Annotated in this window: 19 protein-coding genes; 9 read left to right on the top strand and 10 right to left on the bottom strand. The window is 68.5% G+C overall.

All coding sequences use genetic code 11. From position 1 onward, the window contains the following. Positions 1–139: 139 nt before the first annotated feature. The 5 genes from pstS to phoU all read left to right on the top strand — a co-directional run bounded on the left by pstS (position 140) and on the right by phoU (position 4,535). Positions 140–1,141 carry a phosphate ABC transporter substrate-binding protein PstS gene (pstS, locus tag Q0W60_RS03995; protein WP_297692798.1) on the top strand — a complete coding sequence of 334 codons (1,002 nt, stop codon included), beginning with the start codon at positions 140–142 and terminating at the stop codon, positions 1,139–1,141. 93 nt (positions 1,142–1,234) lie between these two features. Continuing rightward, positions 1,235–2,203, top strand: a complete 969-nt coding sequence (pstC, locus tag Q0W60_RS03990) for a phosphate ABC transporter permease subunit PstC (RefSeq protein WP_297692796.1) — start codon at positions 1,235–1,237, stop codon at positions 2,201–2,203. Next, the gene (pstA, locus tag Q0W60_RS03985) at positions 2,200–3,051 is read left to right on the top strand and encodes a phosphate ABC transporter permease PstA (RefSeq protein ID WP_297692794.1); all 852 of its coding nucleotides are present in this window, start codon (positions 2,200–2,202) and stop codon (positions 3,049–3,051) included. Before pstC ends, pstA begins: the two co-directional genes overlap by 4 nt. Continuing rightward, positions 3,048–3,857 carry a phosphate ABC transporter ATP-binding protein PstB gene (gene pstB, locus Q0W60_RS03980; RefSeq protein ID WP_297692792.1) on the top strand — a complete coding sequence of 270 codons (810 nt, stop codon included), beginning with the start codon at positions 3,048–3,050 and terminating at the stop codon, positions 3,855–3,857. Before pstA ends, pstB begins: the two co-directional genes overlap by 4 nt. Before the next feature lie 9 nt (positions 3,858–3,866). After that, positions 3,867–4,535 carry a phosphate signaling complex protein PhoU gene (gene phoU, locus Q0W60_RS03975; protein WP_297692790.1) on the top strand — a complete coding sequence of 223 codons (669 nt, stop codon included), beginning with the start codon at positions 3,867–3,869 and terminating at the stop codon, positions 4,533–4,535. On the opposite strand, the gene Q0W60_RS03970 is transcribed toward phoU, so the two are convergent. The 5 genes from Q0W60_RS03970 to Q0W60_RS03950 all read right to left on the bottom strand — a co-directional run bounded on the left by Q0W60_RS03970 (position 4,532) and on the right by Q0W60_RS03950 (position 7,528). Then, positions 4,532–5,527 (bottom strand): nitronate monooxygenase, encoded by a 996-nt coding sequence (locus tag Q0W60_RS03970; RefSeq protein ID WP_297692788.1) that lies wholly within the window; start codon positions 5,525–5,527, stop codon positions 4,532–4,534. The two genes, phoU and Q0W60_RS03970, sit on opposite strands and share 4 nt — an antisense overlap. Before the next feature lie 7 nt (positions 5,528–5,534). Beyond that, entirely contained in the window at positions 5,535–6,311 is a 777-nt protein-coding gene (locus tag Q0W60_RS03965; protein ID WP_297692786.1) for an alpha/beta fold hydrolase, read from the bottom strand. 61 nt (positions 6,312–6,372) lie between these two features. Continuing rightward, positions 6,373–6,804 carry a response regulator gene (locus Q0W60_RS03960; RefSeq protein WP_297692784.1) on the bottom strand — a complete coding sequence of 144 codons (432 nt, stop codon included), beginning with the start codon at positions 6,802–6,804 and terminating at the stop codon, positions 6,373–6,375. 180 nt (positions 6,805–6,984) lie between these two features. Next, positions 6,985–7,188 carry a hypothetical protein gene (locus Q0W60_RS03955; protein ID WP_297692782.1) on the bottom strand — a complete coding sequence of 68 codons (204 nt, stop codon included), beginning with the start codon at positions 7,186–7,188 and terminating at the stop codon, positions 6,985–6,987. 52 nt (positions 7,189–7,240) lie between these two features. After that, the gene (locus Q0W60_RS03950) at positions 7,241–7,528 is read right to left on the bottom strand and encodes a hypothetical protein (protein ID WP_297692780.1); all 288 of its coding nucleotides are present in this window, start codon (positions 7,526–7,528) and stop codon (positions 7,241–7,243) included. Between the two features lie 143 nt (positions 7,529–7,671). Between Q0W60_RS03950 and Q0W60_RS03945 the strand changes: the two genes are divergently transcribed. Together Q0W60_RS03945 and Q0W60_RS03940 are read left to right on the top strand one after the other, a co-directional pair. Next, the gene (locus Q0W60_RS03945) at positions 7,672–10,032 is read left to right on the top strand and encodes a PAS domain S-box protein (RefSeq protein ID WP_297692778.1); all 2,361 of its coding nucleotides are present in this window, start codon (positions 7,672–7,674) and stop codon (positions 10,030–10,032) included. 139 nt (positions 10,033–10,171) lie between these two features. Then, complete coding sequence (locus Q0W60_RS03940) at positions 10,172–10,360, top strand: hypothetical protein (protein ID WP_297692776.1); 189 nt, start codon at positions 10,172–10,174, stop codon at positions 10,358–10,360. A 22-nt stretch (positions 10,361–10,382) separates the two neighbouring features. Here Q0W60_RS03940 and Q0W60_RS03935 read toward each other — a convergent pair whose 3' ends face one another. From Q0W60_RS03935 to Q0W60_RS03925, 3 genes are read right to left on the bottom strand one after another with little or no spacing between them, the layout of a single operon-like run. Beyond that, complete coding sequence (locus tag Q0W60_RS03935; protein ID WP_297692775.1) at positions 10,383–10,799, bottom strand: NUDIX hydrolase; 417 nt, start codon at positions 10,797–10,799, stop codon at positions 10,383–10,385. Between the two features lies 1 nt (position 10,800). After that, positions 10,801–11,820 (bottom strand): inorganic phosphate transporter, encoded by a 1,020-nt coding sequence (locus tag Q0W60_RS03930; protein ID WP_297692773.1) that lies wholly within the window; start codon positions 11,818–11,820, stop codon positions 10,801–10,803. A 10-nt stretch (positions 11,821–11,830) separates the two neighbouring features. Continuing rightward, positions 11,831–12,475 (bottom strand): DUF47 domain-containing protein, encoded by a 645-nt coding sequence (locus Q0W60_RS03925; protein ID WP_297692770.1) that lies wholly within the window; start codon positions 12,473–12,475, stop codon positions 11,831–11,833. A 227-nt stretch (positions 12,476–12,702) separates the two neighbouring features. On the opposite strand from Q0W60_RS03925, the gene Q0W60_RS03920 reads away from it, so the two are divergent. Continuing rightward, positions 12,703–13,608, top strand: coding sequence for a sugar kinase (locus Q0W60_RS03920; RefSeq protein WP_297692768.1), 906 nt, complete (start codon positions 12,703–12,705; stop codon positions 13,606–13,608). 189 nt (positions 13,609–13,797) lie between these two features. On the opposite strand, the gene radC is transcribed toward Q0W60_RS03920, so the two are convergent. Beyond that, entirely contained in the window at positions 13,798–14,544 is a 747-nt protein-coding gene (gene radC / locus Q0W60_RS03915) for a DNA repair protein RadC (protein ID WP_297692854.1), read from the bottom strand. A gap of 203 nt (positions 14,545–14,747) precedes the next feature. Here radC and Q0W60_RS03910 point away from each other — a divergent pair, with 203 nt between their 5' ends. Continuing rightward, positions 14,748–15,131, top strand: a complete 384-nt coding sequence (locus Q0W60_RS03910; protein ID WP_297692766.1) for a hypothetical protein — start codon at positions 14,748–14,750, stop codon at positions 15,129–15,131. Positions 15,132–15,140: 9 nt separating this feature from the next. Here the strand turns inward: Q0W60_RS03910 and Q0W60_RS03905 are convergent, their stop codons facing one another. Continuing rightward, on the bottom strand, positions 15,141–18,740 hold the full coding sequence (locus Q0W60_RS03905) for a M1 family aminopeptidase (RefSeq protein WP_297692764.1): 3,600 nt from the start codon (positions 18,738–18,740) through the stop codon (positions 15,141–15,143). Positions 18,741–18,753: the final 13 nt, after the last annotated feature.

The following is an 18,753-nucleotide window of genomic DNA, read 5'->3' as shown; positions in this document are numbered from 1 at the left end:
CTCTCTTCGCATCTGGCGCGCAGTCGCGTCGGCTGTCGCAGTTCTGTCACGCGGCTGTCGTGGAAGCTTCGCGCCGTGGGCATAAGCCCTTCTCCCGAGAGCGACGGGGACTCGGGCGCTCGGAATTCAGGAGAGGACGATGTTCAAGTCAATCGCGGCCGCGCTCGGCCTAGCGCTGACGCTCGGCGCCTCCACGATCCAGGCCGCCACCATCTCGGGCGCGGGCTCGACCTTCGCGGCGCCGCTCTACGCCAAGTGGGCGGAAGGCTACAAGGCTGCGACCGGCATGAGCCTCAACTACCAGTCGATCGGATCCGGCGGCGGCATCCGCCAGATCACGGCCAATACGGTCGATTTCGGCGCCTCGGACAAGCCGCTGAGCGGCGACGACCTCGCCAAGAACAACTTCGCGCAGTTCCCGACCGCCGTGGGCGGCGTCGTGCCGGTGGTGAACCTGCCGGGGTTCAATCCGGGCCAGATCAAGCTCACCGGCGCCCAGCTCGCGGACATCTACCGCGGCGTGATCAAAAAGTGGAACGATCCGCTCCTGCAGTTCACCAACAAGGGCCTTCGGTTGCCCAATCTGCCGATCACGGTGGTGCATCGGTCGGACGGCTCCGGGACGACCTTCATCTGGACGACCTATCTGTCCACTCAGGCGCCGCACTGGAAGTCCGAAGTCGGGGCCAGCGACTCGGTCGCCTGGCCGGTCGGCCTCGGCGGCAAGGGCAACGAGGGCGTCGCCGCCTACGTGAAGCAGACCCAAGGCGCAATCGGCTACGTCGAATACGCCTATGCCGCGACCAACAAGCTCACCTTCGTGCAGATGCAGAACCGCGAGCACAGGTTCGTCATGCCGACGGCCGCGAGCTTCGCGGCGGCGGCGGCCGGCGCCAAGTGGAGCGCGGTCCCGGGCTTCGGCGTGATCCTCGTCGACCAGCCGGGCGTCGCCTCCTGGCCCATCACCGGCGCCACGTGGGTCATCCTGCACAAGAACCAGAAGAACGGTCCGCAAGTCATCAAGTTCTTCGACTGGTCGTTCAAGAACGGCGATGCGGCGGCGGCCTCGCTCTCCTACGTCGCCCTGCCGAACGCGGTGAAGAGTCAAGTCCGCAAGGAAGCTTTCTCGCAGGTCAAGTAGCCCTCACCTGAGCCCGCTATGGCGCGCGCCCCCGGCGGCCCACGGATCGGCGGGCCGCGTTCGTCGCCTCCGGATCTTCCCGCCACGGACCGCATGTCAGACGTTTCGCCCTTCATCCCGACTTCCGCGCCCAAGGGGCGCCCCCGCGGCTCGCGGCTGAGTTCGCTCTTCGAGGGCCTCTGCTTCGCTGCGGCGACCGCCCTCGTGGCCGCGCTCGGCGGGCTGCTCGTGGCGCTATTCATCGGCGGCTGGCCGACGCTGCGGAAATTCGGCGTCGGCTTCCTGACGACGTCGACCTGGAATCCGGTGACCGAGATCTATGGCGCGGCCGGGCCGCTGGTCGGGACGCTGGTCACCTCGGCGGTCTCCCTGGTTTTCGCGCTGCCCGTCGCGGCCGGCGTCGCCTTCTTCCTGACCGAGCTGTGCCCCGATCGCTTGAGGCGGCCGATCGGCACGGCGGTCGAGCTGCTGGCTGGGATTCCCTCGATCGTCTACGGCATGTGGGGCTTGTTCGTGCTCGCGCCGCTGTTCGCCAGGCACGTCGAAATCCCCTTGATGGCCGCCGCGCCCCCCGGGTCGCTCTGGGACAAGCTCACAACCGGCATTCCCAACGGCTCGGGCATCCTCATGGCCTCCGTCATCCTGGCCATCATGATCCTGCCGTTCATGGCTGCGACGCTGCGGGACCTGCTGCTGAGCGTGCCGCCGGCCGTCCGGGAGAGCGCCTACGGGCTGGGCGCGACGACCAAGGAGGTCGTCCTGTCGGTGACCTTGCCCTACATCCGCTCAGGCGCGATCGGCGCGGTGATGCTGGGCCTTGGCCGCGCGCTGGGTGAGACCATGGCCGTGACCTTCGTGATCGGCAACTCGCACGACTTCCCGGCTTCGATGTTCGCGTCCGGCTCGACTATCGCCTCGACGATCGCCAACGAGTTCACCGAGGCGAGCAGCCCCGCCCACTTCTCCGCCCTCATCGCCCTGGGCCTCGTGCTGTTCGTCATCACCTTCACCGTGCTGGCGCTGGCGCGCCTTCTGCTTGGGCTGCAGGAGAAGCACGCATGAACAGGCGTTCTGAGCTCATGCTGAGGCGGCGGATTGTCGACCTGATGTTCAAGGGCTTCTGCATCACGGTGACCGTCCTGGCGCTGGTCGCCCTGGCGGCCATCCTCTGGACCCTGCTGGCGCGCGGCGTGGGGGGTCTCGACCTGGACGTCTTTGTCCGGGCGACACCCGCCCCCAACTCGCACGGCGGCTTGGCGAACGCCATCATCGGCTCGGTGGTGATGTGTCTCATCGGCATGCTGATTGCGACGGTGGTCGGCGTGCTCGCCGGCACCTGGCTCGCCGAGTACGGCCAGGGATCGCCCTATGGATCGGTGGTGCGCTTCCTCAATGACGTGCTGCTGTCCGCGCCCTCCATCCTGGTGGGCCTGTTCGTCTACGAGGTGCTGGTCGCGCCCTTCCACGGCTTCTCCGCGGTCGCCGGGGGCTGCGCCCTGGCGATGATCGCTGCGCCGGTCATCACCCGCACCACCGAGGATGTGCTGCGCCTGCAGCCATCGATGCTGCGGGAGTCAGGCACGGCGTTGGGCGCGCCTATGGCCCTGGTCATCCGCGAGGTGCTCTGGCGCTCGGCGCGGGGCGGCATCGTGACCGGCGGCCTGCTGGCGTTCGCGCGCATCAGCGGCGAAACCGCGCCGCTCTTGTTCACCTCGCTCAGCAACCAGTTCTTCGAACTCAATCCGCTGAAGCCGATGGCGAATCTGCCGGTGGTGATTTTCCAGTACGCCCTCAGTCCCTACGACGACTGGCGCCGCCTGGCGTGGGTCGGCGCGTTGCTGATCGCCGCGACCGTACTCGGCGTCACGATCGTCGCTCGCATCATCGCCCGGGAGCAGCATCGCCCATGAGTGTCGAGATCCTCGATGCGCCGGAGGTCCAGGTGCTGGAGCTCCCACCCGATGAGACAAGAATCCAGGTCAAGAACCTGAACTTCTTCTACGGGACGAAGCAGGCCCTGTTCGACGTGAGCCTCGCCTTCAGGCGGCAGTCGGTGACCGCGCTGATCGGCCCATCGGGATGCGGCAAGTCCACCCTGCTGCGCACGCTCAACCGGATGTACAGCCTCTATCCGCACCAGCGGGCGGAAGGCCAGGTACTCCTGGACGGCGAGGACGTGCTGGCCAGAGGCGTCGACCTGGCGGCGCTCAGGGCGCGCGTCGGCATGGTCTTCCAGAAGCCGACCCCGTTTCCGATGTCGATCTTCGACAACGTCGCCTATGGCGTGCGGCTCTATGAAAAGCTGAGCCGGCATGACCTCGCCGCGCGGGTCGAGGAGTCGCTCCGCCGGGCCGCCCTCTGGGACGAGGTGAAGGACAAGCTCAAGGACTCCGGCCACGGCCTGTCGGGCGGCCAGCAGCAGAGGCTGTGCGTGGCGCGCGCCATCGCCGTGCGGCCCGAGGTGCTGCTCCTGGACGAGCCCGCCTCGGCGCTGGACCCGATATCGACGGCCCGGCTGGAGGAGACCATCAGCGATCTGAAGAGCGACTACACGGTGATCGTGGTCACCCATAACCTGGGCCAGGCCGCCCGGCTCTCCGACCACACCGGGTTCATGTACCTGGGCCAACTGGTCGAGTACGGCGAGACAGACCAGGTCTTCACCAGCCCCGCGACGACGCGGGCGCGCGACTACATCACCGGCCGATTCGGCTAGGGGGCCGCCATGGAACACACCTTCAAGGCCATCGATGAGGACCTTCAGGCGTTGCACGATGACGTGGTGAGCATGGGCGAACTCGCAGTGACCCAGCTGGTCTCGGCCGTCGACGCCTTTCTGCGCAACGATCGTGAAGCCGCCGCGCGCATTGCGCTCCAGGATGCGCGGCTCGATGAGATGGACGCTGATATCGAGCGGCGCGCGGTACGTTTCATCGCGCTGCGCCAGCCGCTCGCCGACGACCTGCGCGCGCCCATCGCGGCCATGAAGGCCGCCATGAACCTGGAACGCTGCGGCGACCTGGCCAAGAACCTCGCCAAGCGCATTCCGCAGCTGAAGTCCGCACCGGAGACGGCCATTGCCAAGGGCCTGGGCGACCTCGGCGCGCTGGTCGCCAAGCGGCTCGCGGAGGTGATGGACGCCTTCCGATCCATGGACTCCGACGAGGCCAAGTCCGTCTGGCAGCGGGACGCCGACGTCGACGCCCTGCACGAGAAGGTGTTCCGGCAGATCCTGACGTCGATGTCGGGGGACCCGTCCTCGATCCAGGCCTCCACCCATCTGCTGTTCATCACCAAGAACCTGGAGCGGATCGGCGACCACGCGACCAACATCGCCGAGCTGGTCTGCTACCAGGCGACCGGCGTCGAACTCGGCGAACGGGCCAAGGGCTAGAGCGCGAGCTCGCCGGCCAGCGAGGCCGCCACGGCGCGGGCTTCGCCGGCGATCTCGCGGACGATCTCGGCCGCCGGCTGCTCGCGCCTGAGCTGGGCGACGCCCTGTCCCGACCACAGGGACAGCGCCTCGATGTCGCCGCGGGTCGCGGGACCCGGCGTGGTGGCGGCGTAGCGCGGCGTCGGTCCGAAGCCGCCCTCGGCCAGGGTCTCGCCCTCTCCGGGACGATGGCCGGGAGCGGGGCGGCCGGCCTTCTCCCAGGCCTCATAGGTCGAGTTGCGCAGCACCCGGTGCGGCGCGCCCGGCCAGCCGCCGTCGAACAGCTGCGTGTGGACGGTCGCGGTCTCCGCCGCCTCGATCAGCCGCCGGCGATATTCCGGATGGATCGAGGCCTCCGAGGCGGCCAGGAAGCGCGTGCCGATCCAGACGCCCGCGGCCCCCAGCGCCAGGGCGGCGGCCATCCCCCGTCCGTCGGTGATCCCGCCCGCGGCGATGACCGGCATGGGCGCGACTTCGTCGACCACCGCGCGGACCAGCGGCAGGGTGGCGACGTCGCCCAGCACATGGCCGCCCGCCTCCCAGCCCTGGGCCACCACCGCATCGATCCCCACCTCGGCCGCCCGTCTGGCCTGGGCGGCGCTGGCCACTGTGAGCAGCGACTTGGCGGCCCTGGCGCGCACCGCAGCCAGGTGCGGTTCCGGATCCCCCCAGAAGAAGGAGATCACCGGAACGCCTTCCTCCAGGCAGACCGCGAGCCGCTCCGCCTGCGGGAACGCGAGCACCAGGTTGACCGCGAACGGCCGCTCGGTGAGCGCGCGGGTGGCGCGGATCACCGCCCGGACCGCGTCAGGCGGATGCCAGGAGAGCGCGAGGCTGCCAAGGCCGCCGGCGTTGCTGACCGCGGCGGCGAGCTCGGGAGTCGTCGCCCCGCCCATCGGCGCCTGGACGATCGGCAGCTCGATGCCGAGCAGGTTGCAGAGCGCGGTCTTCATGCCGCCCTCAGGCCGGCTCGGCGAGGTGCGCGCCCTGCAGGAAATCCGCCAGGGCTTCGTTGAACGCTTCCGGATTGTCGATGTTGGCCGCATGCCCGGCGTTCGGGATCACCACCCGCGTCGCCCCGGGGATCTTGGCCGCCATGTAGTCGGAGGCGGCCAGGAAGGGCGTGTCGTTCTCGCCGACGATGACGATGGCCGGGACGGCGATCTCCGGCAGGCTTTCGATCACGCGGGAATCGCGCTGGGTGAGCATCCCGCGGGCCGCCTTGGCGAGGCCCGTGGCGTCGCGGTGGCTCGAGGCGCGCACCTCCGCCGAGGCGCGGGAGAGGTCACCGAGCCCCTCGGCCTCGTACCGCTCCGCGCGGCGGATGGCGTTTTCGTTCCAGCCGGCCCGCGCCTGGTCGTTCTTGTAGCCCGGGCCGGTGTCGATGATCAGCAGCGCGCGCGTGCGCTCCGGGTGCGCGCGATGGAAGGCGAGGCTCATGTAGCCGCCGAGCGACAGGCCGCCGATCACGGCGCGCCGCGCGCCCACCCTGTCGAGCAGGGCCGCCATGTCGGCGACCGTGGCCTCTTCGGAATATTCGGACTGATCGGCCGGATAGTCGCTCTGGCCATGGCCGCGCATGTCCCAGGTGATGACCGTGAAGCGCGGCGCGAGGGCGTCGATCTGGCCCTTCCACATCTGCGAGGTGGCCGAGAAGCCATGGGTCAGGAGGAGGGCCGGGCCCTCGCCGTGGACCTCGTAATAAAGCGAAACGCCGTCACGGCTGAGCTTGGGCATGACCGGTCCTCCCTGGCCTCATCGCGGGCCTGGCGAGGCAGAATGCCGCAGGAGAGCGGGTTCAGCTAGCCCGACGCAGCCGAAGCATCGGCTGGGCGACGCCCGCCGCGCGCGTGACCGCTGCGATCAGGCCCTGGACCATGACCGGCTTGGGCACGAAGCCGGCGAAGCCGAGGGCCAGGTATTCGGCGGGTTCGCGCGAGAGGATGTCGGCGGTGAGCGCGATCACCGGGGTGTCCCGCTCGGGGCCGAGCGAGCCGCGGATCCGCTTCAGGACCTCGATGCCGCTCATCTCCGGCATGTGGATGTCCATCAGCACCACGTCGAAGGCCTGCTTGCCCATCTGCTCGAGCGCCTCGGACCCGCTCAGCGCCTTCACGGCGTGGTGGCCGAAGGCGGTGAGGATCTCCTCGACGACGCGCAGGTTGACCGGGTCGTCGTCCACATGGAGGACGGTGAGCGCGCGTTCGGGCTTGGCGTTCGAGTCAGACACGTGAAGCTTACTCCAGGCCGTGGCCGTCGGCGGAATGCGCGCAGGCCACATCTTCCGAAGAGCACACTCTGGCGCCAAGTCGCTAAGGTAAGGCTGACAGACGTGGCTAACCGCCGTTAACGGATGCCGCGGCCCCTTGAATATTCGCCGGGAGGCGCGCGGCTCAAGGTTAAGCCCGCCTCAGCCGCTTTCCGCCAGGATCCGCCGGCCGCGACGCAGCAGGATGCGACGGCCAAGATGCTCGCTCCGCGCCGCGGCAAAGATGGCCCGCGCGAGGCCGATGCTCGCGGCGCGGCCGATGACCCGTTCCGGGGCGAAGCGCGGCAGGTCCCAGAGCTCGACCGTGTAAGGCAGCCGGGCGGCGGCCGCGACCGCGGGGGTCATCGGAACGACCTTTGGCTTGTCACCGCCCTTGAACATCGGCCGACTGGTCCGCCTAATGGGCCTTGCCGGTCCAGCGGCTGATCACCGCCGCCTTGTGGCGCAGGGTGATGGCCCGGCCCGGATACTCGCGCGTGGCGGCGTAGTAGGCGGCATAGCCGATGGCGGGGCTGACGCTCACCGCCACCACCTGTTCGACGTACTTGCTCGTCTCGTCCCAGACCTCGACCTTGTAGGGGAGGTCGTCGCCCTCGTGAGGGAACTCGCCATAAGGCGGAGACGTTTTGGGGTCCTGATCGGACGGTTCGTCGGGGGGACGAAGCTCGTGTGCAGCCGAAAACATGCCCTCTCCCTCGCACCGCGCCGTCCAAGTTTCCCTAGCGACCGATCACAAGTCAATTCTCGTTACCGGCGTTGTGGGCAAATTCCTCGTCCGCTAAATGGGTTAGGGGACGTTATCTGGCGAGCAGCGTGCGGTCCGACTTCATGAGCGATCCCCACAGTTACGATCGCGCCCTTCACTATCTCGTCGAGGCCGTCAGCGATTACGCCATCTATATGATGGACACCAATGGCCGGGTGATCACCTGGAACTCCGGCGCCGAGCGGCTGAAGGGTTACAGCCGCGAGGAGATCGAGGGCGAACCGTTCGCCCGTTTCTTCTCGCTGGAGGACCGCCGCACGGGGCTGCCGGAGCAGATCCTCTCCCAGGCCGCCGCGGACGGAAAGGTCGAGACCGAGGGCTGGCGGGTGCGCAAGGACGGCAGCCGGTTCTGGTCGCAGGCCACGGTGCACGCCGTTCGAGGCGAGGATGGCCGGCTGATCGGTTTCGCCAAGGTGACGCGCGACATGACCCCGCAGCGCGAGGCGCAGGTCGCGCTGAGCGAAAGCGAGGAACGTTTCCGCCTGCTGGTCGAAGGGGTGATCGACTACGCGATCTACCTGCTCGACGTGAACGGCGCCATCACCAACTGGAACAAGGGCGCCGAGCGGATCAAGGGCTACAGCGCCAACGAGATCATCGGCCGCCACTTCAGCATCTTCTACCCGCCGGAGGACCGCCAGGCGGGGATGCCGGCCCGCACGCTCGCCATCGCCCTGAACGAGGGGCGCTTCGAAGCCGAAGGCTGGCGGGTGCGCCGGGACGGCACGCGCTTCTGGGCCAGCGTGGTGGTCGACCCGATCTACAACGATGCCGGCCGCCACATCGGCTTCGCCAAGATCACCCGCGACATCAGCGAACGAAAAGCCGCCGAAGAGGCGCTGATCGAGAGTGAGAGCCAGTTCCGCCTGCTGGTCTCGAGCGTCATGGACTACGCGCTGTTCATGCTCGATCCGAACGGCGTCGTGACCAACTGGAACGCCGGCGCGCAGCGCATCAACGGCTACACGGCCGAGGAGATCGTCGGCCAGCACTTCTCCCGCTTCTACACCGAGGCCGACCGCGCAGCGGGCGCGCCGATGAAGGCGCTGCAGACCGCAGGCGAGCGGGGGCGCCACGAGTCCGAAGGCTGGCGCGTCCGCAAGGACGGCTCGCTGTTCTGGGCTAGCGTCGTTCTCGACGCGGTCAGGAACGATCAAGGCGAGGTCATCGGCTTCGCCAAGATCACCCGCGACATCACCGACAAGCGCAACGCCCAGCTGGATCTGCAGCGGGCGCACGATCAGCTCGCCCAGGCTCAGAAGATGGAGGCGCTCGGCCAGCTCACCGGCGGGGTGGCGCACGATTTCAACAACCTGCTGATGGTGGTGAGCGGCCAGGCCCAGCTGCTGCGCAAGCGGCTGGAGGGCGACGCCCGCGCGCTGCGGGCGCTGGACGCCATCGAAGCCTCCGCCAGGCGCGGCGAAGACCTGACCCGCCACCTGCTTTCATTCGCAAGGCGCCAGCGGCTGCAGCCGGCGGCGCTGTCGCTGCAGGAAAAGATGCGGGGGCTGCAGGAGCTGCTCACGGCGAGCCTGCCGGCCAGCGTCCAGTTGATCGTGGATGTGCCGAAGAGGCTGTGGCCGGTCCAGGTGGACGCCAGCGAGTTCGAGCTCGCCCTCCTCAATCTCATGGTCAATGCGCGCGACGCCATGCCGTCCGGAGGCGTGCTGTCGATCTCGGCGGAAAACACCGAGCAGTCCGGCGGCGGCGCGAGCGACCTTGCGGGGCAGTTCGTGGCGCTCACCTTCAGCGACAACGGCGTGGGCATCCCGCCCGACATCCTGCCGCGCATCTTCGATCCCTTCTTCACCACCAAGGAGGTGAGCAAGGGCACGGGCCTCGGGTTGTCGCAGGTCTACGGCTTCGCCCAGCAGTCCGGCGGCCGGGTGACGGTGAACAGCGAGCTCGGCCGCGGCACGAGCTTCACCCTCTACCTGCCGCGGGCCCGCCAGCAGCCCAAGTCCGAACCCGCGGAGGGCGACTCCGGCGCGGCGCCCAGTTCCGAGATCCTCGTCGTCGAGGATAATCCGGAGGTGGCGGAAGTCGCAGCCGGCATGCTCGAGCAACTTGGTCATAGCGTTCGCGTGGTGGCCAGCGCTGCGGCGGCGTTGGAGGCCGTCAACCAGGACTCGCCTCACCTGGTGTTCAGCGACATCGTCATGGCGGGCGACATGGACGGCGTGGCGCTCGCCAGGCGACTGAGGGCCGAGGCGCCGGACATCCCGATCCTGCTCGCCACCGGCTACAGCCAGGCTGCGGAACGGATGAACGACGAGTTCGCCATCCTTCGCAAGCCGTACAAGCTGGCGGAGCTCGGCCGCGCGGTGGGCGCCTTGCTGAACGCGCGCGCGGCGGGGGGCAAGCTGGTGACGCTCGAGGGCGCGCGGCGGGCCCGGGCCGCGCGGCAGGACAAGGCTGGCTGAGCGAGTCCCTCACGCGCCTTTGATGACGGCGATCGTTGGCGTTGAGCCGGTCAACGGAACAGGCTGCGGCGAGCGGAATTCTTGGCGCCGAGCGTCCGGCGACGGCTCGGCGCGCCCAATGGCTCGAGGAGGGATCGCCATGGGGAAGTACTGGGTTGGGGCCTTGCAGGCCGCCGAGGCGGCCGAAGAAGCCGCCAGACACCTGCGGGAGCGTTACGGCGGAGACGCCGAGGCGCACCTGTCCGAAGCCGAGGACGAGCTGACCGCCGCGCCGGACATACCTGCCGCGAGTCTCGACGACGTGCGTCGCGCGTTGCGCTGGACCTGAGCGAAATGGCTCCGCGCGCCGCTCAGGGCGCGAACGCTGCGATCAGCGCCTGCAGTTCCGGCTCTTCGACCAGGCCGGCCGCCTCGCTTGGCGCGGTCCACAGCTTCTCGCGCTGGTCCGCCTCCGGCCACGCCTCGCGCTCCTCGAGCACCTGCAGGGCGTAGACCTTGACCTCGACGGGCTGGAGTTCGCCATCCTTCAGCCGCTTGTCGTAGCGGTACGCGCCCAGCGGGGCCTGCACGATCACGCCCTCCACGCCGGCCTCCTCCAGCGCTTCGCGGGCGGTGGAGAGGGCGGGTGACTCTCCGGGCTTCGGCCACCCCTTGGGGATCACCCAGCGGCGGGTCTCCCGCGAGGTGATCAGCAGCACCTCCAACTCCCCCGTTTCGGAGCGGCGCCAGGGCAGGGCGGCGTACTGCGCATCGCGGGGCTTGGGCATCTCATCCACCCTGCCAATGATCGGCGAGGCGCGCGAGGGCGTAGAACGCCGCGGCGATCAGCGCCGAGGCGGGCATGGTGAGGATCCAGGCCCAGACGATGCCGCCGGCCACGTTCCACCGCACGGCCGAGACACGGCGCGCAGCGCCGACCCCGACGATGGCGCCGGTGATGGTGTGGGTGGTGGAGACCGGCACGCCGATGTAGGTCGCGGCGAAGAGGGTGATCGCCCCGCCGGTTTCGGCGCAGAATCCCTGCTGGGGGGAGAGCCGGGTGATCTTCGATCCCATGGTGTGCACGATACGCCAACCGCCGGCCAATGTGCCCAACGCCATGGCGGTCTGGCAGGCGAGGACCACCCACAGCGGCACGTGGAAGCTCCCGCCGCCTTCCCCGTGCGCGAAGAGCAGGACCGCGATGATGCCCATCGTCTTCTGAGCGTCGTTGCCGCCGTGACCCAGCGAGTAGAGGGAGGCCGAGACGAACTGCAGGCGCCGGAAGGTCGCGTCGGCGAAGGCGGGGCTCGTTTTCACGAAAACCCAGGAGACCGCGAGCACCAGCAGGAGCGCCAGCACGAAGCCCATCAACGGCGAGGCGACGATCCCGGCGATCGTCTTGCTGACTCCGTCGAGCAGGATCGTCTTGACGCCCGCCTTGGCGATGCCGGCGCCCAGCAAGCCGCCGATCAGCGCGTGCGAGGACGAGGAGGGAATGCCGCCCAGCCAGGTGATGATGTTCCAGGTGATCGCCCCGCCGAGCGCGCCGAAGATCACCGCATCGGAGACGATCTTGGGATCGACGATGCCCTTGCCGACGGTGTTGGCGACATGCAGCCCGAACACCAGGAAGGCCACGAAGTTGAAGAAGGCGGCCCAGAACACGGCGTAGCGCGCCGGCAGCACGCGGGTGGAGACGATGGTGGCGATCGAGTTCGCCGCATCGTGCAGTCCGTTCAGGAAGTCGAACAGGAGGGCCACGACGATCAGAGCGATCAGCAACAGGCCCGACCCGGCGAGGTCCATGCGTCGCCCTTCAGAGGTGCTCGATCAGCACGCCGCTGATCCGGTTGGCGACGTCCTCGAACCGATCGACCACCTTCTCCAGGTGATCGTAGATCTCCGAACCCACGATATAGGCCATCGGATCGCGCTTGGCGGGCCCCCGGTAGAGGGCGGCCAGGCCATCGTCGTAGAGCCTGTCGGATTCGTCCTCCAGCCGCGTGACCTCCTCGGCCAGGCGGTTCAGCCGGCCCGCGTTGGCGCGCATGGACCTGAGCAGCGGCACGGCTTCAGCGGTGAGGTCGGCGCACTGGACGATGACGTCGCCAAGCTTGACCATGTCGGAATGGAAATTCCGCTGCTCGAACAGAGTCACGGCCTTGGTCGTCTTGTGCATCTGGTCGATGGCGTCGTCCATCGTGGTGATCAGGTCGATGATGTCGCTACGGTCGAAGGGCGTGATGAACGTCCGGCGCACGGCCAGCAGCGCATCGCGGGTGATCTCGTCGGCCTCCTGCTCGTGTCGGGCCACCTCGGCGCAGCGCTCCGGAACGTCGGGACCGCCATCAAGCATCCGCCGCAAGGCGCCCGCGCCCGCGCACAGCGTCTTGGCGTGCGCCTCGAACAGATCGAAGAACCGGCCCTCCTTCGGCATGAGGGCCTGGAACCAGTTCAGCATGGGCCGCCTCGGTCCGATTGCGACGGTTACGTGACGCCGAGCCCTAGGGCTCGCCGCGGCGGCTGTAAACCGCCTCGCGCGCGGCGCCGGCCCGCGCGGCGCGCTGGAATGGATGGAATGGCCAAGCTTGGACGTTGGAAGCCGTGAGGGGCCGGAGCGGAGGATCGCCCGCGGCCCGCCCCGGAGGGCCGGACAGGGCGCGGCGCCGAAGCCGAGGGGCTTCCAAGATGACGCGAGCCGTGGCGATCGGTGAATGCATGGTGGAGCTCAATCTGACCGGGCCCCGGCAGGCCGCGATCGGCGTCGCGGGAGACACCTTCAACACCGCCGTCTATCTGAGCCGCCTCGGCGTTCCGGTGAGCTATGCGACGGCCCTGGGGGCGGAAGATCCGTTCAGCGCGGAGATCGTGCGGGTGATGGCCGACGAGGGGATCGACGCCTCGCTGGTGGTTCGCGCGGCGGGCCGGCTGCCCGGGCTCTACGCCATCTCGCGCGATGCGGCGGGCGAGCGCCGCTTCCACTATTGGCGGAGCGAGGCGCCGGTGCGCGACTTCTTCCGTCTGTCGGACGAGGCCGGCCTTGCGCCGGCGCTGCTCCGGACGCTCCGCCAGGCGAGCCTGGTCTATCTCTCAGGCGTGACCCTGGCGGTGGTGGGGGAGACCGGGCGCACGAAGCTCCTGGCGCTGCTCGCCGCAGCCACGCATGCGGGGGCGGTGGTGGCCCTGGACGTGAACTATCGGGCGCGCCTTTGGCCCTCGGCGGATGTCGCGCGCGCCGCGCTGAGCCGGGCGGCGGCCTTCGCCCGCTACATCTCGCTCAGCGAGGAGGACCGCGCCGACCTGAGGGGCTGGAACCCGCCGGAGGCTGCGGAGGTGATCGAGCGGTTCGCCGATCGCACGGTGCGGGTCCGCTCCGAGGACGGGGTGCTGGACATCCGCCCCGCTCCCAACCCGCCGCGGGTCGTGGACACCACCGGCGCGGGCGACGCCTTCAACGCCGCCTACCTGGCCGCGCGGCTTCGCGGGGAGGCCGCCACGCGCGCCGTGGCGGCGGGCCGCAGGCTCGCGGAAGCCGTCATCGCACACGAGGGGGCGATCATCCCGCGCTCGGACATGCCGGAGCCGGCCTATTGAGGCGGACCGGCCCAACCGCTGGAGAGAGAGGGGCTCATGTCGTTGGGCCGGTCCATTCGCAGCCGGATGGGGGCGCCCGTCTGCGAACGGCAACCAACCGGCCGATGCTCGGTCGGGTTCCAGACGATAGCGAATGATCAGCAGCCTGGAGTCTTGCGGCGATCGGCTTGCCGGCGAGCGCGTCCGCCGTCAGATCAGGCCCAGCGCCTTGAAGCTCGCCACCCCATCGCGGCCGGCCACGAGATGGTCGTGGATGGCGATGCGCAGGGCCTTCAGCGCCTCGGCCACCTGGCGGGTCATGTCCACGTCGGCCGCCGAAGGCGTGGGGTCGCCCGACGGGTGGTTGTGCACCAGGATGACCGCGCTGGCCGACAGCTCAAGGGCGCGGCGAGCGACCTCCCGCGGGTAGACCGGGGCGTGATCGACGGTGCCGCGGTTCATCACCTCGTCGGCGATCAGCTGGTTCTTCTTGTCGAGGAACAGCACCCGGAACTGCTCGCGCGCTTCGTGCGCCAGCGCCTGCTTCACATAGGCCAAGAGCGCCGACCAGGAGGAGATCACCGGGCGTTTGGCGAGCGCCGTCTTGGCCGCCCGCAGCGCCGCCTCCTGGACGAGCTTGAGCTCCAGCGCCGCGGTCTCCCCGACGCCGCTGACGGTCTTCAGCTCGTCGGCGCTCGCGCCGAGCACGGCCGCCAGCGAGCCGAACCGCGCCAGCAGGCCTTTCGCCAGCGGCTTCACGTCGCCGCGCGGGATCGCCCGGAACAGCAGGAGCTCCAGCAGCTCGTAGTCGGGCAGCGCGGAAAGCCCGCCCGCCAGCGCGCGATCCCGCAGCCGATCGCGGTGCCCCAGGTAGTGCGGCGCGCGCTTTGGGACAGGACTGACGGCGGCCCAGAGCTCGGGCTGGCCGGCGGCGTCCTCGACGGCGAGACGGCGGATCATGGAGAGCCAATGTTCCCCATGCGTTCCGTCATGTCCAGTTCAATCTCGGATCCTGCCGCCCTCAGAATTTCAGCGCCGACCATCGAGCGCGCACTTGCGAAGCGCCCGGCAGGGTTAATGGGTGTTTGCAATGTTCTGTCCGAGTAAATTAAGCGAAACGCGCGATCCGTTCGAACCCTCGTTCGCGGAGGAGACGGCGAATGCCCTGGATGGAAGTGACGAACTGGATCGGATTCCTGATCATCCTCGGCGGCGCCGGGATGACCTTTCACCTGATGGCCCGACGCCTGCGCCAGAGGCGCGCCAGCCCGCCCGGAAGCCCCGTCCAGCGCCTCGAAAGCAGCGCCGAGATCGCCAGCCAGGTCGTATTGTTCGGCGGCATGACGCTGATGATTATCAGCCAGTTCGCCGAGCACGTCAGCGCCAGGAGCCTGCCGTCCCATCTGTGGCTCACATTTTCCGGCAACGCGGCGATGCTGGTGCTGTTCGGCCTGCACCTGGGGCGGCTGTTCATGCGCTGGCAGCTGCAGCACCTGGGTGGGATGGTCGACGCCGCGAGCGGCGAGTTCATGGCGCGCGCCTGAGGGCGCGGCTTAGGCGCCGGTCACCTTCACCACGTTGTCTTCGGAGTTGCGGTCGATCTCCTTGTTGTAGGGATCGATGCCGGCGAACTTCGGCGGCCTGGCGACCGTCAGCGTCACGGTCTGCTGGCCCGAGCGCACAGGCACGGTCTGGAACGCCAGCACGTCCTTGGGGGTGAAGCCCTTCTTGCCGGGCTCGGCGGTGAACACGCCGATGTCGAACAGCTCGTCCTTCAAGGGCGCCTCGGTCTCCTTGCCCTGGCCGTTGGCGTACATCTTCCTGGCCTGCAGCGTCAGGGTCACGTCATAGCGGCCGTCGGGGCGCTTCTTGTAGCTCGCCGACTTGGCCTTCAGGTCATAGAGCGTGATCCGCTCGAAGAGGTCGGTGATCAGCTGCTGCTTGTCGGCCGGCGCCTCGGCGCGGAAGTCCGCCACGAGCTCGGCCGACGTCGGATATGGCGCGGCCTTGAAGGCGTGGTCGTGCAGGAACTTCCTGAGCGCCCGGTTCACCGCCTCCTCGCCGATCCTGTCCTGCAGCAGGTACATGACTAGCGAGCCCTTGCGGTAATGGATGTAGGGCTGGTTCTCCACCCGCTCGAGCGGCAGCTCCTCGACCACCTCGCCGCCCCGTGACTTGAGGTAGCTGTCGAGCTCGTACTTCAGGAACTTCCGGATCATGTCCGGCCCGTACATGTGCTTCATGACCATCAGCGCCGAGTACTGGGCCAGCGTCTCGTCGAGCATGGTCGCACCCTGCTCGTCGGCCCCGATCACCTGGTGCGCCCACCACTGGTGGCCGAGCTCGTGGGCGCCGACGTAGGTCACCATGTCGATCTTCTCGGGATCGCGCGCGTCGGCGATGAACACCAGTCCCTCGGACCACGGCACGGTGCCCGCGAACGACTGGGCGAAGCTGCCTTGGAAGGCCGGGAACTCCAGGAACCGGAGCTGGCGGAACTGGTAGGGGCTGAAGTTCGCCTGGTAATAGTCGAGGCCGGCCTCGCCGGTCTTGATCATCCGGTCGACGTTCCAGGCATGCTTGGGATCGTAATAGACGCTGATCGCCACGCCCTTGTAGGTCACCGTCTTCACCGCATAGCGGGCCGACTGCATCGAGAAGAAGTGCAGGATCGGCGTCTCGGTCACGAAGCGGGCCGTGCGGCGGCCGTTCGCGGTCGTCTCGGAGACCTTGTAGCCCGGCGCGATCGGAACCTGGTCGGCGTCGGTGGTCAGCGTGATATCCGAGGTCACCCAGTCGGAATCGTGTCGGATGAAGCTGAACCGGGTCGCCGCAGGGTCGCCGAGCTTCGGCATCCGTCGCTCCGGCGGCAGGCCATACTTGCGCCGCTTGGTTCGGTCGGTGAGCACCGCATTGCGGTCGAAGCCGAAGCCGGGCGTCACTTCGGTGTCGTTGATGAACGAGCCGTTGCGGACGATCCGCGTCAGGTTGGCGCGGTTGGCGAATCCGCGCTGCTCGCGGACCGTTTGGAACCTCACCGTGCGCCGCTCGCCAGGCTGCATGGGTTGGTTGAAGGCGAAGATCCAGAAGCTGAACGGCTTCACCTGCCGGACCGCATGGGCGCCCTCGATCGTGAGCGACCTCACCTCCAGGTCGCGGTCGCCGAAGCCGATATGCGCCTCGGAGAGCGGGGCGCCGGTGCGGTTCTCGATCACATAGCTTCCCGTGGTCTCCACCTTGGGGCCGCGCGGGAAGAGCTGCACGTCGAGCTTGACGCCGGTGATCGTCGGCTCGGGCGTGGCGGCGTAGCGCCACAACGCCTTCTCCGCGTCGGCCTGGAAGCGCTCGGCGTCCAGATGGGTGCGGTAGGGATTCCAGACGTCGGTGTTGATGAAGATGAAGACGCCGCTCGCCGCGAACACCAGGACGGCCCCGCCCAGCAGGACGCCCGCGCCGCCCTTCAGCCTGGCGGGCAGGCGGCGCAGCCGCGGCCCGAGCCGAGGCTCCGTGCCGCGTCGCCAGAGACCGTAGGCGAGGCTCAGCAGGATCAGCGCGAACGCCGACCAGTAGAGCCGGAACCAGTAGGCGCCCTGCCAGAAGCGGCCCTGGCCGTTCATGTCGGAGAGCGGCACGTTCGGGCCGCTGCCATAGGTGTAGAGATTGTGCTCCAGCCCCAGGCTGGTCATCACGATGTTGGAGATCAGATAGACCACCATCACGCCCCAGCCGATGAACTTGTTGGGGCTTAGGGCCTGGATGAAGATCGCCAGGGCCGCGAGCAGGATCGCATCGATCGACTGCGGGATCAGCCACCAGAGCAGATATTCGCCGAGCTGGAGGTCGCCGAAGCCCTTGATCAGCTGGATGATCACAGCGACCACCACGCTGATCGCGAAGGTGGAGATCAGGACCAGCGAGATCGCCAGCGTCTTGGGGACGACGAACGCCCAGTCCGGCGTCGCCGTCGCGTCGATGATCTCCGCCGTCCGCCGCTCGCGCTCACGCCAGACCAGCTCGCCCGCATAGTAGATGGCGATGATCAGCACCATGGCCGAGAAGATGCCGTTGAGCGCCGTGATCATGACGCGCGTCACGGGGTAGGTGCGTCCGCCGTAAAGGCTCACGTCCGTGGAGAGCCACAGGTTGACGACCGAGAGCAGGGCCGCCAGCGCCAGCAGCACGAAATAAGCCGGGCTCTTGAACACCTGGCCCATGTCGAGGCGAGTCCGCGCCCAGAGCTGCGCCCAGGCGGTGGCGGCATTGAAGCGCGGCGAGGGAAGGGCCCCCGCCTGCGGCGCGGCGGCGACTTCGGCGGCGCCCGCGGCGAGCTTCGCCTCCCGCCGCTGACGCTTCGAGGCGCGGCCGGTCTCGAAGTGGAACAGGACGTAGGCGAGGCCCAGGAATCCCACGCCGATGACGGTCCATATGATGCGGTTCCAGAGGATCAGCCCCTGGATCGCCGGAAGCAGGGCGTTGCGCTCGCTGGCGGTCCAGTAGCGGGTGGCGAGCCCGAAGGCCGAGACCCCGTTCGGCTCCCAGAGCGCCGCGGTCTGTTCGAAGCCCTGGCGCGACAGCAGGAGCCCGAAGATCGAGCGCAGCACGATGAAAGCGACCACGCCGACATAGGTCCACATCATCGAGCGCGTGACGGTGGCGAGCGCGAAGAAGATCGCCGACGAGAGGAACAGCACGCTGGCCGACCAGGCGAAGGCGTAAAGGTAGGCGCCGGGCATCGTCGGCCCCAGCGTCTCGCGGTCGACCCACGGCATCAGCGAGCCCAGCCACATGCCGAGCGGCACCGCTGCGAAGGACAGCGTGGCGGCCAGATAGGCGCCGGTGAAGCGGCCGAACAGGTAGTCGAACTTCGAGACCCGCGTGGCGCGCACCATGGGCCCGAAGCCGGTCTCGTCGTCGCGGATCACCACATTGGCCACGAACGCGGTGGTCACGAACATGTAGATCACCGCGAAGATCAGGCTCGTTTGGGCGATCACCCACGGCGCGTTCTTGTGGATGTTGGCCGTATTTCCGATCTGCACGTTGTCGGAGGCGACCGCGCCGAACGAGAGCAGGGTGAAGAGCACGACGGCCACCCAGAAGACCGGGTTGCGCGTCTGGTAGCGGAACTCGAAGCCCGCGATCTTGAAGAACATGGCCGAGCTCGAG

The organism is Phenylobacterium sp., assembly GCF_025934275.1.
In the GTDB taxonomy this organism is placed as follows: domain Bacteria; phylum Pseudomonadota; class Alphaproteobacteria; order Caulobacterales; family Caulobacteraceae; genus Phenylobacterium.
This window is presented reverse-complemented; position numbering and strand designations above follow the sequence as displayed.

Bases quoted from the DNA above. Each gene is read 5' to 3' on its own strand.
- Q0W60_RS03925 (WP_297692770.1), bottom strand. From the start codon at position 12,475: ATGCTGAACTGGTTCCAGGCCCTCATGCCGAAGGAGGGCCGGTTCTTC.
- Q0W60_RS03945 (WP_297692778.1), top strand. From the start codon at position 7,672: ATGAGCGATCCCCACAGTTACGATCGCGCCCTTCACTATCTCGTCGAG.
- Q0W60_RS03940 (WP_297692776.1), top strand. From the start codon at position 10,172: ATGGGGAAGTACTGGGTTGGGGCCTTGCAGGCCGCCGAGGCGGCCGAA.
- pstC (WP_297692796.1), top strand. From the start codon at position 1,235: ATGTCAGACGTTTCGCCCTTCATCCCGACTTCCGCGCCCAAGGGGCGC.
- phoU (WP_297692790.1), top strand. From the start codon at position 3,867: ATGGAACACACCTTCAAGGCCATCGATGAGGACCTTCAGGCGTTGCAC.
- pstS (WP_297692798.1), top strand. From the start codon at position 140: ATGTTCAAGTCAATCGCGGCCGCGCTCGGCCTAGCGCTGACGCTCGGC.
- Q0W60_RS03955 (WP_297692782.1), bottom strand. From the start codon at position 7,188: ATGACCCCCGCGGTCGCGGCCGCCGCCCGGCTGCCTTACACGGTCGAG.
- Q0W60_RS03905 (WP_297692764.1), bottom strand. From the start codon at position 18,740: ATGTTCTTCAAGATCGCGGGCTTCGAGTTCCGCTACCAGACGCGCAAC.
- pstB (WP_297692792.1), top strand. From the start codon at position 3,048: ATGAGTGTCGAGATCCTCGATGCGCCGGAGGTCCAGGTGCTGGAGCTC.
- pstA (WP_297692794.1), top strand. From the start codon at position 2,200: ATGAACAGGCGTTCTGAGCTCATGCTGAGGCGGCGGATTGTCGACCTG.
- Q0W60_RS03920 (WP_297692768.1), top strand. From the start codon at position 12,703: ATGACGCGAGCCGTGGCGATCGGTGAATGCATGGTGGAGCTCAATCTG.
- Q0W60_RS03930 (WP_297692773.1), bottom strand. From the start codon at position 11,820: ATGGACCTCGCCGGGTCGGGCCTGTTGCTGATCGCTCTGATCGTCGTG.
- Q0W60_RS03970 (WP_297692788.1), bottom strand. From the start codon at position 5,527: ATGAAGACCGCGCTCTGCAACCTGCTCGGCATCGAGCTGCCGATCGTC.
- Q0W60_RS03935 (WP_297692775.1), bottom strand. From the start codon at position 10,799: ATGCCCAAGCCCCGCGATGCGCAGTACGCCGCCCTGCCCTGGCGCCGC.
- Q0W60_RS03965 (WP_297692786.1), bottom strand. From the start codon at position 6,311: ATGCCCAAGCTCAGCCGTGACGGCGTTTCGCTTTATTACGAGGTCCAC.
- Q0W60_RS03950 (WP_297692780.1), bottom strand. From the start codon at position 7,528: ATGTTTTCGGCTGCACACGAGCTTCGTCCCCCCGACGAACCGTCCGAT.
- Q0W60_RS03910 (WP_297692766.1), top strand. From the start codon at position 14,748: ATGCCCTGGATGGAAGTGACGAACTGGATCGGATTCCTGATCATCCTC.